We start from the raw sequence: 12,983 nt of genomic DNA, 5'->3' as shown, positions 1-12,983 counted from the left end.
GGGCGGGCGATGTGTGCCCGCCCGATGGTTTGAGAACATGCCGCTTGCAAACGCGCCGTTAGCGAACATGCCGTTCGCGCGCGACGGCGCATCAGAGCCGGGGCGAGCTGCCGTCGACCGGAACCAGCAGGCCCCCGTCGCCCGCGCCGCACAGTTCGCGCAGCAATGCCGCTTCGCGCTCGTGCACTTCCACCGGTAGCCACAACGCCCCTGCCCATGCGAGGTAGCGCGCGCGATGCTGGCCGTTGCGAAACGCCACGACCCCCTCGTGCGCGAGTCCGAGCCATCCGGCGAGCCCCGCCACGCGGCGCTTGCTGATCGTCACGTAGGGCATCTGCGGCACGCGCTCGTTGTCCGGATCGAGAAACTCGCGAATGCCGCGAATCTTGCCGCTATGCCAGTCGTCGACGGGCTTGAGCACGTAGTCGGTGTCGTCGCGGTCGGCGCAGAGAAGCAGCTTGTGCAGATCGACGATCACGACGACGTGGCGCGTGCCGTCGGTCGTGAAGACGCGCTTGAAGCGCACGTGGTCATACGCGTCGTGGTCGGGCAACGGGACGGTCCACAAGGGTCCACAAGCGGGATACGGCGAGGATTCCGAAACGGAGGTGATGCTGGACATGGACGTCGATTGCATGCGTGCGGTGGGGAAAGCGCAGTTCAGGAAATGAAACCGGCCTAAGCTACGGATGGACCATTAAATTTTTATGACGAATGCGGGGCGCATCGAGGAGCCACAAATGACGATCGAAACTTTCGGCGAGCACGTCCGTATCGAGACTCAGGAACGCGTAGCAATTCTCGTGCTCGACCGCCCGGCGCAGCGCAACGCCATCGACCGGCCCGTTGCGAACGCACTCGCTGCCGCCTTTACGCGCTTCGAGGAAAATCCCGCATGGCTCGCGGGCGTGCTGTACGGCGCGGGCGGCACGTTCTGCGCGGGCGCGGACCTCAGCGCGCTCGCCGACCCCGCACGTCGCAATGAAATCCACGCCGACGGCAGCGGCCCAGGCCCGCTCGGCCCCACGCGCATGTCGCTCAGCAAGCCCCTGATCGCGGCGATCTCAGGCTATGCCGTTGCGGGCGGGCTCGAACTCGCACTGCTGTGCGACCTGCGCGTGGTCGAGGAAGACGCCGTGCTCGGCGTGTTTTGCCGCCGCGTGGGCGTGCCGCTCATCGACGGCGGCACGGTGCGCTTGCCGCGCCTGATCGGCCTGTCGCGCGCACTCGATCTGATCCTCACGGGGCGCGCCGTCGATGCGCAGGAAGCCCTCGCATTCGGCCTCGCCAATCGTGTGGTCGCAAAGGGTGGCGCGCGCACGGCCGCCGAGCAACTGGCCGCGCAGCTCGCAGCATTGCCGCAGGCAGCGTTGCTCGCGGACCGCCGCTCGGCGCTCGAGCACAGCATGCTGCCCGACACCGCCGAGGCGCTGCGCCGCGAAGGCGCGCTCGGCTATCGCGCGGTACTCGACGAAGGGCTCGCACTCGCGGCGCGCTTCGCGGCCGGCGCGGGCCGTCACGGTGAACCGCTCGATCCACGCGAATCGTAGTCCGCTAAACGAAAGTCGCACGCGAACCCTCGCGACGGTCGATTGAGTCGATCGACGTGCCGGTGGCCACTGTGCGCAGCGCTTGACGCTTGAAGGCGCGCGCGCGACCCACTACATTGAAATTGATCCGCGCCGCTGCCCCCGCCCCTGCCGCCATGTGTCATGACGCTGAGTCCTGCTGCGTCGTCTAACGGCAATCTTCAGACGAACCGCCCCGGCGTCCCCTTCCCTGATGCCGCATCACGGGAGAGCTCTCATGCCGACGGATCGAATCATCCGCTTCGCGGACTTCGAACTCGACGTCGAGCGGTACCAGTTGCGCCGAGAAGGTACGGAAGTCAAGCTGGAGCGGTTGCCCATGGATCTGCTGATCCTGCTGGCCTCGCGCCGCGGCGAGCTGATCTCGCGCGCGGACATCGTCGACCGGCTGTGGGCCGGCAGCCCCTTTCGCGACACCGACAACGGCCTGAACACGGCGATCCGCAAGATCCGCATCGCGCTCGCCGACGACCCCGCCAAACCGCGTCACCTCATCACCGTGAAGGGCAAGGGCTACCGGTTCGACGGCGTCCTGCCCGCACTTGCCGACGCTCACGATGCGCCGGCTGCCGCGCGCGACCCGCACGCGCCGCGCGAGAGCGAGCACGCTCCGCCCGCCGTGCGCATGCTGGTGCTGCCGTTCACCAACCACACCGGCGACGCGAGCCAGGACAGCCTGTGCAGCGCGCTCGCCGACGAGATCTCGGTCACGCTCGGCGCGCTCAACCCGGAGCGCCTGCTCACGATCGCACGCACCACGGCGGCGCGTTACCGCGCGACGCAAAAAAGCATCGGCGAGATCGCGCGCGAGTTGAAGCTCGACTACGTGCTCGAAGGCTCGCTCACGCGCGCGGGGCAGCAAACCCGCATCCTCACGCGTCTGATCCGCTGCGCCGACGAAGCGCAGATCTGGAGCCGCGCGCACGAAAGCGCCACGCAAGGCGCGCTCGACATCCTCAAGGAAGCGGTCGCGGCGCTCGCCGAGAACCTGGCGTCCACGCTTTCCGAGCAACAGCGCACGCGCCTCGAGCGGCGCCTGCCCGTCGATCCCGCCGCGCACGACGCGTATGTGCGCGGGCGTTTCTTCTGGTATCGCCGCGTGCATTTCGAAGCGGGCTTTTGCGCGCATCACGGCATCGACGGCGAAGACTTCGTGCGCAGCCGCACTTACTTCGAGTCCGCGCTCGAACACGACCCGAGCTATGCGCTCGGCTATACGGGCCTTTCGAACTACTACGGATCGACGGTGGTGCATGGCTTCGTCGCGCCCGACGATGGCTGGCCGGTCGCGCGCTCGCTTGCCGAAAGCGCGCTCGAACTCGACCCGGACCTGCCCGAGGCGCATCACGCGCTCGCGGCCGTGCGTTACTTCTACGACTGGGACTGGGACCAGGCCGAGGCCGGCTTCAAGGCTGCGCTGCGGCGCAATCCGAGTTACCCGGAGGCGCATCGGCTCTATGCGCGCATGCTGGTGGCGGCGGGCCGCCGCGCGGAAGGCGACGCCGCGATGGAGCGCGCCGAACGCATCGATCCGCTGGCGTTCCAGGGGTCGCGCGCGTTCGGCATGGTGATGTCGGGCAGACATGCGGAAGTCGTGAGCGAATATCTCGCGCCGGGGCACATGGACCATCCGCCGCTCGTCTATCAGTTGCTCGCTACCGCGTTCGAAGTGAAAAAGCTCTACGCGCAGGCCGTGGACGCCACCGTGGAGGCGCTCGAACACTGCAGCCAGCAGGCGCGCGCGAGCACCATTCGCGCTCGCTGGGAAACGGGCGGCTATGACGCGGTGTTGCGCTGGTATCTGGAAGACCTGCTCGCGCGACGGCGGGCCCGGTACACCTCGCCGCTGCTCATCGCCGAGGCCTATGCGCGCCTCGCGCAACCCGACGAAATGTTCCGCTGGCTCGAAACGGCGCTGGCCGAGCGCAGTTCGCGGCTATGCGAGTTGCGCACGAATCCATGGTTCGCGCCCTGGCGTCCGACGGGGCGCATGCGGCTCATCGAAAAACATATTGGCGGCGGCCCGACACGCTGAGCGCCGGGCGCAGATCGCGAGAGCGCGTCGGGTCGCCGTCCTGATACCTGGGTCTCCCTGTTGACTCAGTTCCCGTGATAGAGCCCTTCGCTCAGCGCCTTCTGCTGGCCCGATTGCTCGGAGCGCACCAGGTCCTGGTAGACCTGCGCGTGCGTGAGCGCCATCGGCGCACCCGAAGCGCTCGTCGACATCGGCGCGCCGCCGACGTCCTGCGCAGCCGGCGGCGTGCTGGCCTGTTGTGTCTGGTCGTCGCTCTGCGCTTGCGCCAGCGCGCTACCTGCGAATAAGGCGGCCGCTGCGGCCACCGCGATGCGTACTGTGTTCAGCGTGTTCATGTCATCGCTCCAGGAGGGTTGCGCATGTTCGGTTCCGTCATGCGCGAGACGGACGATGCGAGGGCGGCGCCTGCCGGCGGGCGGGCCGGCGGGCGGACTGTTTCGCTCGTTGAATCGTGTGGGTATCGTGCGGCCCGCGAGCGCGTTGCGCCATGCACGTAACCTGTAGAAATCGTCAAGAAAAATGTAGGTATGGTGAACGGGGTCCAGCGAGAAAAGCTGTTGTTTTCCCAACAGCTTTGAAAAGCGTGCCGTATGCGTTGCGTCAGGTTTCAGTACAATTCCGCGTTGACTTAAATAAAACGGCTTCGCGCTCAAGGCCCGTCGCCGTCCTGCGCCGACCCCACGCCATGCCCCTGCCTCTTCTCGCCCTTGCCGTCGCCGCTTTTGGTATCGGTACCACCGAATTCGTCATCATGGGCCTGCTGCCCGACGTCGCGCGCGACCTGAGCGTCTCGATCCCGGCGGCGGGCATGCTCGTCTCGGCCTACGCGCTCGGCGTGACGATCGGCGCGCCCATCGTCGCCATCGCCATTGCCAATGTGCCGCGCAAGCAGGCGCTCATGCGCCTGATCGGCATCTTCATCGTCGGCAACCTGTTGTGCGCGCTCGCCCCGAACTACTCGATCCTGATGGCCGCGCGCATCGTCACCGCGTTCTGCCACGGCGCGTTCTTCGGCATCGGTTCGGTGGTCGCGGCCGGCCTCGTCGCGCCGAACCGCCGTGCCCAGGCCATCGCGCTGATGTTCACGGGCCTGACGCTCGCCAACGTGCTGGGCGTGCCGCTCGGCACGGCGCTCGGCCAGATCGCCGGCTGGCGCACGACGTTCTGGGCCGTGACGGCCATCGGCATCCTCGCGGCGGCGGCGCTGCAGGTGTGCCTGCCCGCGAAGATCGAAATGCAGAAGGCGAGCCTCGTGCATGAGTTCGGCGTGCTGAAGAACCCGCAGGTGCTGATGGTGCTCGGCATGAGCGTGCTGGCCTCGGCCAGCCTCTTTGCGGTGTTCACCTACATCACGCCGATTCTCGAAGACGTGACCGGTTTCTCGCCGCATGAAGTCACGTTCGTGCTGCTGCTGTTCGGCCTCGGGCTCACGGTAGGCAGCACGCTGGGCGGCAAGCTCGCCGACTGGAAGCTCATGCGCTCGCTGCTCACGTTCCTCGCCATGATTGCCGTGGTGCTCGCCGCGTTCTCGCTGACGATGCACGACCCGATCGCGGCGATGGCGACGATCTTCGTGTGGGGCATTCTCGCGTTCGCGATCGTGCCGCCGCTGCAGATACTGATCGTCAACCGCGCGAGCGACGCGCCGAACCTCGCCTCCACGCTCAACCAGGGCGCGTTCAATCTTGGCAATGCGGGCGGCGCGTGGATCGGGGGCGTGGCGATCAGCGCGGGCGCGCCGCTCACGGCGCTGCCGTGGGTGGGCGTGGTCACGGCTTTCGCAGCGCTCGCGCTCACGCTGGTTTCGGCGCAGATCGACCGGCGCGCGCGCCGTCGCGTAGCGGTTTCCGGGCCGACTTCCTGCGTTTGATGCTTTTCTCGCTGCGGGCATCATCGGGTACGTGTTGCACTGAGGCGCGCGCGCTCAACCTGAGGCACGCCTGCGCCACGATTTTCATGCGCACGTAGTAGCATCTCGGCCGATGAAAACCGTCCTCACCCGCGACTTTCTCGCGCTGATCCTGAGCGTTGCCGTGGTCGGTCTCGGCTCCGGCGCGACGCTTCCGCTCACCGCCCTCGCCCTCACCGATGCCGGCTACGGCACCGCCATCGTCGGCCTGCTCACCGCCGCTCAGGCGCTGGGGGGCCTCGCCGTCGTGCCGTTCACGGCATGGATCTCGACACGCTTCGGCTCGCGCGAGGTGATCGTCGGCTCGGTGCTGACCGTGGCCGTCGCGACTGCGCTGATGCAGGCAAGCGCCAACCTGTGGCTCTGGGCGCTCCTGCGCATGCTCTGCGGCGCGGCGCTCATGCTGCTCTTCACCATCGGCGAAGCCTGGGTCAACGAACTCGCCGACGACTCGAACCGCGGCCGCGTGGTGGGCATCTACGCGACCACGTTCACGCTGTTCCAGATGTCGGGCCCGGTACTCGTGAGCCAGATCGCGGGCTATACGGCGTGGCGCTTCGCGATCTGCGGCGCGATCTTTCTCATCGCCCTGCCGATGCTCGCGGCGATCCGCTCGAATCCGCAGCAAACCGACATGCACGAGCCGCACGGAAGCTGGCGCCACGTGATGCCGAAGATGCCCGCGCTCATCGTCGCCACCGGGTTTTTCGCGCTGTTCGATACGCTCGCGCTCTCGCTGTTGCCGCTCTTCGCGATGGGTCACGGCATCGACACCGAGGTGGCCGTGCTGTTCGCCTCGGTCGTGCTGCTCGGCGACACGACCATGCAATTCCCCATCGGCTGGCTCGCCGACCGGCTCGGCCGCGAGCGCGTGCATGCGCTCATGGGCGTGATCGTCGCGCTGCTGCTGCCGCTGTTGCCCTTCGTCGTCGCTACGCCGTGGCTGCGCTGGCCGCTCCTCTTCGTGCTGGGCGCGGCGGCGGGCTCCATTTATACGCTCGCCATCGTGGCCTGCGGCGAGCGTTTCGAGGGCGTCGCGCTGGTTTCCGCGAGCGCGCTCGTGAGCGCGGCGTGGAGTGCGGCGAGCTTCGGCGGCCCGATCGTCACCGGCGCGCTGATGGAGCATGCGGGCCGCGACGCGATGCTGTGGGTGCTGTTTGCGGGGGCGCTGGTGTTTCTCGGTGCGCTGCGGTGGGAGCGCTTGCGCGGGCTGGCGGGGGTGCGTGCATAAGCGGGTGGCTTACTTGTTATCGTATCGGTATGCCAGCGTTGCCCCTGTGCGGGGCGGCACCTACTTTTCTTTGCAGCGGCAAAGAAAAGTAGGCAAAAGAAAGCCGCTCAAACCGCTAATGCCTGCCACAGTTCACATCTCGACGTACACGGTGAATGGCTCCGGAGCGTCTGTCGCCCCGCACCACCCAAGTGAGTGACAAGGCGCTCATACTTCCGGCGGCGCTACGCGCGCCGAAGGGCATAACCCAACACCGTTGAGACGCGTGCACTATCGCGAAGCCTGAAATGCCTTTTGGTTTCCCATGCAGACCCAACCGCAGCGCGCGTAGCGAGCAGCGGGATGAATGACGGCCTTGTCACTAACCTGGGTGGTGCAAGGTGACAGACGCTCCGGAGCCATTCACCGTGTACGTCGAGATGTGAACTGTGGCAGGCGCTAGCGGTTTGAGCGGCTTTCTTTGCCTACTTTCTTTGCCGCCGCAAAGAAAGTAGGTGCCGCCCCGCACAGGGGCAACCCAGGCATACCGACGCGAAAACAAGGAAAGGCCAACGCCGCACGCAGCCCCAAAAAAATCACTTCAGCGCAGGCAAAATCTTGCCGACGCAGGCACCAAACCCCACACGATAACCATCGCCCTGGCACCAGCCCGCTAGCGTGAGTTCGTCGCCGTCTTCGATGAAGCCGCGCGTGCCGCCGCTCTTCAGTTCGAGCGGATTCTTCGCGTTCCATGTGAGTTCGAGCAGGCTGCCGAACGAGTCCGGCGTCGGGCCCGAGATGGTGCCCGAACCCATCAGGTCGCCCACACGCGTGTTGCACCCCGCCACGGTGTGATGCGCGAGCTGCTGCGCCATCGACCAGTACATGTGGCGGAAATTCGTGCGTGCGATGGTCGTCGCCTCGGCCGCGCCTTCGGGCTGCATCCGCACTTCGAGCGCAATGTCGAACGCGTGGTCGCCTTCGTGCCGCAGGTATTCGAGCGGCTGCGGCTCCTGCACCGGCTGCGCGACGCGGAACGGTTCCAGCGCGTCGAGCGTGACGATCCACGGCGAGATCGTGGAAGCGAAGGTCTTCGCGTTGAACGGACCGAGCGGCACGTACTCCCATTGCTGGATGTCGCGCGCGCTCCAGTCGTTGAGCAGCACCATGCCGAAGATGTGGTCCTCGGCGTCTTCGCACGCAATCGGCTCGCCGAGCGCGTTGCCGCGCCCGACGATGAAGCCCGTTTCCAGCTCGATATCGAGCTTACGGCACGCGCCGAACACCGGACGCTCCTGATCGGGCAGCTTCAACTGGCCGTTCGGGCGGCGCACCGGCGTGCCGCTCACCACCACCGATGACGCGCGGCCGTTATAGCCGATCGGCATCTCGGACCAGTTCGGCAGCAGCGCATTCTTCGGATCGCGAAACATCGAGCCGACGTTCGTCGCGTGTTCCTTCGACGAGTAGAAGTCCGTGTAGCCCGGAATCTGCACGGGCAAATGCAGCTTCGCATCGGCGAGCTTCACGAAGGCGCGCTGGCGCAACGCCGCGTCGTCGCGCAGCGTGGCCGTGTCGCGCGCGAGCAGCGACGAGAGCTGCACACGCACGCTGCGCCACGTCTCGCGGCCAAGGGCGATGAAGTCGTTCAGCGCGGTACGCGCAAAGACGTCTTGCTGCGCATTCGCAGGCAGATGCAGCAGCCCGGCTTCGTGCAGCACCGCCAGGTCGGCCACGAGGTCGCCGATCGCCACGCCCACGCGCGCCGTTGCGTTCTTGGCGTCGCTGAACACGCCGAACGGCAGGTTCTGGATCGGGAAATCGCACTGGGCGTCGTTCGCGCTCTCGACCCAGCTCTTGCGCCTCGCGTCGAGCGTCGCCTTGAGTTCGTCCGTCATGGTGCTGTTCATTGCTGCTCCGGATTGAAGTGTTTCGTGAGGCCTTGCCAGCACTCGTAGTAATGCGCCTGCAGCTGGCTCGTTTCGAGCGCATAACGCGTCGGGCGGATCAGCGTGCGGGTCTCGAACATGAAGGCCATCGTGTCGCCGACCTTATGCGGTTTCGTCGTGTCGGAGATCGATGCCTTCTCGAAGGTCTCGGCGTCGGGCCCGTGACCCGTCATGCAGTTGTGCAGGCTCGCGCCGCCCGGCACGAAGCCTTCGGCCTTGGCGTCGTACACGCCATGCACGAGCCCCATGAACTCGCTCGCCACGTTGCGGTGATACCAGGGCGGACGGAACGTGTTCTCGGCCGCGAGCCAGCGCGGCGGGAAAATCACGAAGTCGATCGAGTCGACGCCCGGCGTGTCCGTGGGCGCATGCAGCACGAGGAAGATCGAAGGATCGGGGTGGTCGTAGCTGATCGAGCCGATGGTGTTGAAGCGGCGCAGGTCGTACTTGTAGGGCGCGTAGTTGCCGTGCCATGCCACCACGTCGAGCGGCGAGTGGCCGATGTCGGCGCGCCAGAGCTGGCCGTTGAGCTTGGTGACGAGTTCGAACTCGCCTTCGCGGTCTTCATACGCGGCAACGGGCGTGAGGAAGTCGCGCGGATTCGCGAGGCCGTTCGAGCCGATCACGCCGAGATCCGGCAGACGCAGGAGCGCGCCGAAGTTCTCGCAGATATAGCCGCGGGCTTCGCCATCGGGCAGATCCACCGTGAAGCGCACCCCGCGCGGGATGACGACGATCTCGAACGGCTCGACGTCGAGCCGGCCCATCTCCGTACGGATCGCGAGACGCCCTTGCTGCGGGACGATCAGCAGTTCGCCGTCGGTGTTGTAGAAAAAGCGATCCATCATCGGCCGGTTCGCCGCGTACAGGTGGATCGCGCAGCCGCTCATCGAGGCCGCCGAGCCGTTGCCCGACATCGTCACCCAGCCGTCGATGAAATCGGTCGGCTCCGCAGGCATGGGCAGCGCGTCCCAGCGCAGCTGGTTGGGCGGCGTGGGCGGCACATCGCCGAAATCGGCGACGAGGCGCGGCGCGCCGTTCACATCGAGACGCGAGGCGACCGGCGCAAACGGCTGATGCACGGCGCCCGGGCGGATCCGGTAGAACCACGTGCGGCGGTTGTGCGAGCGCGGCGCGGTGAATGCGGTGCCCGAGAGCTGCTCGGCGTACAGCCCATAGGCGCAGCGCTGCGGCGAGTTCTGGCCCGCGGGCAGCGCGCCCGCCAGCGCCTCGGTCGCGAACTCGTTGGCAAAGCCGCTCATGTAGCCGTGCTGGACTTCGGTTGGGTGCCGCAAAGGTGCGTTCATTGCTGTCTCTCCACGTTCTCGGGTCATGACATGACGTCACGCGATTTACGGATGGTAAAACCAATTACGATTAGTGAAATTAGGCGTATACCCTGGCGAGCGGCCGGTCGCCTCCAGAACTGGCGCGAATGGTCGATAACGTTATGACCAAACAGTCCATCCGGCGCGGCTGCGGGCTGCTACCATCGGGTCATGCGACCCCGTGTGGGGCTCGCACTTTTCATCCGCTTCCCGCTACATCACCATGATCGCTCCCACCATTCCCGAGCTCGTTGCCCGCGCCGCCGACCATCCGTTTCTCGGCGAGCACCTGGCGATGGGCACTGGCGCGCACGCCAAAGAGGCCGTGGCGCGGCGGCGCGGCGTGGAGCTTTTGAGCGCCTACGAGCCGATTTACGACATCAGCGTGCACAGCGGGGCGCAGTCGCTCACCGCCGATCTCGCAATGGCCTCGCGTTTTGGCGACGAACTCGGCTACCAGGCGGTCACGCTGCGCGAGCAGGACGGCCAGCTCGCGCCCTGCGACGCGTTCAGCGACACGCTCGACGATCCCGACCTCGTCGCGGTCGATCGCATGGTGCGCGCGCTGCACGCCATCAATTTTCTGGGTGGCCAGCAGCACGGGCTACTCTTCCTGCGCGTGCACGAGCGGCTCCTGAAGAGCGTGAAGTACGACCATGGACGGCATTTCTCGAACGTGCTGGTGTCGTTCGGGCTCAATCCCGGACGCATCGTGATCGAGCTGCCGGCGGCGGCGGTCGCGCACCGCACATTCCTCGGCTATCTCACGAAGAGCTATCAGCGGTACGGGTTCAAGGTGGCGGGCAATCTGCCCAATGCCGGGCAGATTCTTTCGGTGTCGGACGTACCTCGGCCCGACTTCGTGAAGATGGATGCGGCGTCCGCGCTGCGCGATTCGATGGTGAAGCCGCTCGTGAGCTATGCGGCGCGGCTGCGCATTCCGCTGATTTTCAACCGCGTGACCGATGCGGCCCAGTTCGAGCAGTTGCAGCAGTACGACGTGCGGTTCGTGCAGGGGCCGGTGTTCGCGGCCCAGGACAAGGTGATTTGACGATGTGATGCAAGCGAGGCGCCGGGCGGCGCCTGAGCGGCCTTAGAGGCTGACGGGTTCCTGCTCCAGCTCCACGCCGAAGCGCGCTTGGACGTCACGCTGGATCGCCTGGGCGAGTTCGAGAATGTCCGCGCCGGTCGCCCCGCCGCGATTGACGAGCACGAGCGCCTGACGCTCATGCACTGCCGCCGCGCGCAGCGCACGGCCCTTCCAGCCGCACCGGTCGATCATCCAGCCCGCCGCGAGCTTCACGCGCCCGTCACCCTGGTGGTACGACACGATCTGCGGCTCGCGCACGACGAGCGTATCGAACTGCTGCGCGTCGATCACGGGATTCTTGAAGAAGCTGCCCGCATTGCCGAGTTCGAGCGGGTCGGGCAGCTTCGCGCGCCGCACCGCGACCACGGCGTCGAACACGGCGCGCGCATGCGGCGCGTCGCCGGCGTTGTGTTGCGCCAGCTCGCGCGCGAGGTCGGCATAGCCCGCGTTGGCTTGCCAGACCTTCGGCAGACGGAACGTGACCGAGGTAATGACGAAGCGATCGCGCCCTTCGCGCTTGAAGAAGCTGTCGCGATAGCCGAAGCGGCAGGCGGCTGCATCGAACTCCACGGCTTTGCCGGTCGCCATCTCGATAGCCCGCACCGCCACGCAGCGCTCGGCCATCTCGAGCCCGTAGGCGCCGATGTTCTGAATGGGCGCCGCGCCCACTGTGCCCGGAATCAGCGCCAGATTCTCGAGACCCGGCATGCCCGCTGCGAGCGTCCACGACACAAAATCGTGCCAGTTCTCGCCCGCAGCCGCTTCCACGTACCAGGCGTGGCCGTCTTCATACGCAACGCGCTTGCCGGTCAGCGCCATCAGCAGCACGAGGCCGTCGAAGTCGCGCGTGAGCACGACGTTGCTGCCGCCACCCAGCACGAGCGTGCGCAAGCCCTGGGCGCGCGGATCGCGCACCGCGGCGACGAGATCGGCCTCGCTTTCGACCCGGCACGCGTAGCGCGCGCGCACGTCGAAGCCGAACGTGTTGTGCGCGCGCAGCGCAAAGCCGGCAGCGAACCACGTAGTGACGGGCGTTTGGGTGACGGACATCGAGGAAGAACGGAACATGGACAGCAGACGAAAAATCGCCGGAAAGGCCGCCGGCGGGCACCTGCGCACCGTGGACTCGCCTCCGGGCGGCGGCAAGCCGCCTTGGGCAAACGCAACGGCGCCGGTAGAATGGCGTCGGTCCGTGATTATAGCGAGTGCGCGAACCGCTGCCTGAAAATGCGTCAGTGGACTGCGAAATACGGCTGCGACCCGCGGGCACCTGGCTTGCATAGCTTTTGCACCGCCGTTTGCGCACCTCGTACTTTTGGGAGAAAGCAATGCCATCGTTTGACGTCGTCAGCGAAGCCAACATGATCGAAGTAAAGAACGCAGTGGAGCAATCCAACAAGGAGATCTCCACACGCTTCGACTTCAAGGGCTCGGATTCGCGCGTCGAGCAGAAAGAGCGCGAGCTGACCGCGTTCGCCGACGACGACTTCAAGCTCGGCCAGGTGAAGGACGTGCTCGTGTCGAAAATGGCCAAGCGCAATGTGGACGTGCGCTTCCTCGACTACGGCAAGATCGAGAAGATCGGCGGCGACAAGGTCAAGCAGGTCATCACCGTGAAGAAGGGTGTGTCGGGCGACCTCGCGAAGAAGATCGTGAGGCTCGTGAAGGACAGCAAGATCAAGGTCCAGGCGAGCATCCAGGGCGACGCCGTGCGAGTGACGGGCGCCAAGCGCGACGACCTGCAAAGCGTGATCGCCATGCTGCGCAAGGACGTGACCGACACGCCGCTCGACTTCAACAACTTCCGCGATTAACGCGGCAAGTCCAGCGTATTGCGGGGCGGCTCAGGCCGCCCCGTTTCGTTTCACACGTC

11 protein-coding genes are annotated in these 12,983 nt (G+C 66.3%); 6 read left to right on the top strand and 5 right to left on the bottom strand.

Features of this window, described 5'->3' with window-relative positions:
• Positions 1-91: 91 nt before the first annotated feature.
• The gene (locus tag AB4Y42_RS29085; protein WP_368696052.1) at positions 92-622 is read right to left on the bottom strand and encodes a hypothetical protein; all 531 of its coding nucleotides are present in this window, start codon (positions 620-622) and stop codon (positions 92-94) included.
• Positions 623-740: 118 nt separating this feature from the next.
• On the opposite strand from AB4Y42_RS29085, the gene AB4Y42_RS29080 reads away from it, so the two are divergent.
• Both AB4Y42_RS29080 and AB4Y42_RS29075 read left to right on the top strand, forming a co-directional pair.
• On the top strand, positions 741-1,550 hold the full coding sequence (locus AB4Y42_RS29080) for a crotonase/enoyl-CoA hydratase family protein (RefSeq protein ID WP_368696051.1): 810 nt from the start codon (positions 741-743) through the stop codon (positions 1,548-1,550).
• Between the two features lie 256 nt (positions 1,551-1,806).
• On the top strand, positions 1,807-3,624 hold the full coding sequence (locus tag AB4Y42_RS29075) for a winged helix-turn-helix domain-containing protein (RefSeq protein WP_368696050.1): 1,818 nt from the start codon (positions 1,807-1,809) through the stop codon (positions 3,622-3,624).
• Positions 3,625-3,689: 65 nt separating this feature from the next.
• Here the strand turns inward: AB4Y42_RS29075 and AB4Y42_RS29070 are convergent, their stop codons facing one another.
• Positions 3,690-4,277, bottom strand: a complete 588-nt coding sequence (locus AB4Y42_RS29070) for a hypothetical protein (protein ID WP_368690275.1) — start codon at positions 4,275-4,277, stop codon at positions 3,690-3,692.
• A gap of 32 nt (positions 4,278-4,309) precedes the next feature.
• On the opposite strand from AB4Y42_RS29070, the gene AB4Y42_RS29065 reads away from it, so the two are divergent.
• Positions 4,310-5,494 carry an MFS transporter gene (locus AB4Y42_RS29065; RefSeq protein ID WP_368690274.1) on the top strand — a complete coding sequence of 395 codons (1,185 nt, stop codon included), beginning with the start codon at positions 4,310-4,312 and terminating at the stop codon, positions 5,492-5,494.
• A gap of 112 nt (positions 5,495-5,606) precedes the next feature.
• A complete protein-coding gene (locus tag AB4Y42_RS29060; RefSeq protein WP_368690273.1) occupies positions 5,607-6,764 on the top strand; it encodes an MFS transporter in 1,158 nt (385 codons plus the stop codon).
• A gap of 575 nt (positions 6,765-7,339) precedes the next feature.
• On the opposite strand, the gene fahA is transcribed toward AB4Y42_RS29060, so the two are convergent.
• The gene (gene fahA / locus AB4Y42_RS29055; RefSeq protein WP_368696049.1) at positions 7,340-8,653 is read right to left on the bottom strand and encodes a fumarylacetoacetase; all 1,314 of its coding nucleotides are present in this window, start codon (positions 8,651-8,653) and stop codon (positions 7,340-7,342) included.
• On the bottom strand, positions 8,650-9,999 hold the full coding sequence (gene hmgA, locus AB4Y42_RS29050; protein ID WP_368696048.1) for a homogentisate 1,2-dioxygenase: 1,350 nt from the start codon (positions 9,997-9,999) through the stop codon (positions 8,650-8,652). Before hmgA ends, fahA begins: the two co-directional genes overlap by 4 nt.
• Positions 10,000-10,243: 244 nt before the next feature.
• Here hmgA and AB4Y42_RS29045 point away from each other — a divergent pair, with 244 nt between their 5' ends.
• Positions 10,244-11,071 (top strand): EAL domain-containing protein, encoded by an 828-nt coding sequence (locus tag AB4Y42_RS29045; RefSeq protein ID WP_342919268.1) that lies wholly within the window; start codon positions 10,244-10,246, stop codon positions 11,069-11,071.
• 42 nt (positions 11,072-11,113) lie between these two features.
• Here the strand turns inward: AB4Y42_RS29045 and murB are convergent, their stop codons facing one another.
• Complete coding sequence (gene murB / locus AB4Y42_RS29040; protein WP_368696047.1) at positions 11,114-12,160, bottom strand: UDP-N-acetylmuramate dehydrogenase; 1,047 nt, start codon at positions 12,158-12,160, stop codon at positions 11,114-11,116.
• Positions 12,161-12,438: 278 nt separating this feature from the next.
• On the opposite strand from murB, the gene AB4Y42_RS29035 reads away from it, so the two are divergent.
• The gene (locus tag AB4Y42_RS29035) at positions 12,439-12,924 is read left to right on the top strand and encodes a YajQ family cyclic di-GMP-binding protein (protein ID WP_028209548.1); all 486 of its coding nucleotides are present in this window, start codon (positions 12,439-12,441) and stop codon (positions 12,922-12,924) included.
• Positions 12,925-12,983 lie beyond the last annotated feature (59 nt).

Origin of the sequence: Paraburkholderia sp. EG286B (genome assembly GCF_040965655.1) — a bacterium.
Taxonomy (GTDB): domain Bacteria; phylum Pseudomonadota; class Gammaproteobacteria; order Burkholderiales; family Burkholderiaceae; genus Paraburkholderia.
This window is presented reverse-complemented; position numbering and strand designations above follow the sequence as displayed.

Bases quoted from the DNA above. Each gene is read 5' to 3' on its own strand.
- hmgA (WP_368696048.1), bottom strand. From the start codon at position 9,999: ATGAACGCACCTTTGCGGCACCCAACCGAAGTCCAGCACGGCTACATG.
- AB4Y42_RS29065 (WP_368690274.1), top strand. From the start codon at position 4,310: ATGCCCCTGCCTCTTCTCGCCCTTGCCGTCGCCGCTTTTGGTATCGGT.
- AB4Y42_RS29085 (WP_368696052.1), bottom strand. From the start codon at position 622: ATGTCCAGCATCACCTCCGTTTCGGAATCCTCGCCGTATCCCGCTTGT.
- AB4Y42_RS29035 (WP_028209548.1), top strand. From the start codon at position 12,439: ATGCCATCGTTTGACGTCGTCAGCGAAGCCAACATGATCGAAGTAAAG.
- AB4Y42_RS29075 (WP_368696050.1), top strand. From the start codon at position 1,807: ATGCCGACGGATCGAATCATCCGCTTCGCGGACTTCGAACTCGACGTC.
- AB4Y42_RS29080 (WP_368696051.1), top strand. From the start codon at position 741: ATGACGATCGAAACTTTCGGCGAGCACGTCCGTATCGAGACTCAGGAA.
- AB4Y42_RS29060 (WP_368690273.1), top strand. From the start codon at position 5,607: ATGAAAACCGTCCTCACCCGCGACTTTCTCGCGCTGATCCTGAGCGTT.
- murB (WP_368696047.1), bottom strand. From the start codon at position 12,160: ATGTCCGTCACCCAAACGCCCGTCACTACGTGGTTCGCTGCCGGCTTT.
- AB4Y42_RS29045 (WP_342919268.1), top strand. From the start codon at position 10,244: ATGATCGCTCCCACCATTCCCGAGCTCGTTGCCCGCGCCGCCGACCAT.
- fahA (WP_368696049.1), bottom strand. From the start codon at position 8,653: ATGAACAGCACCATGACGGACGAACTCAAGGCGACGCTCGACGCGAGG.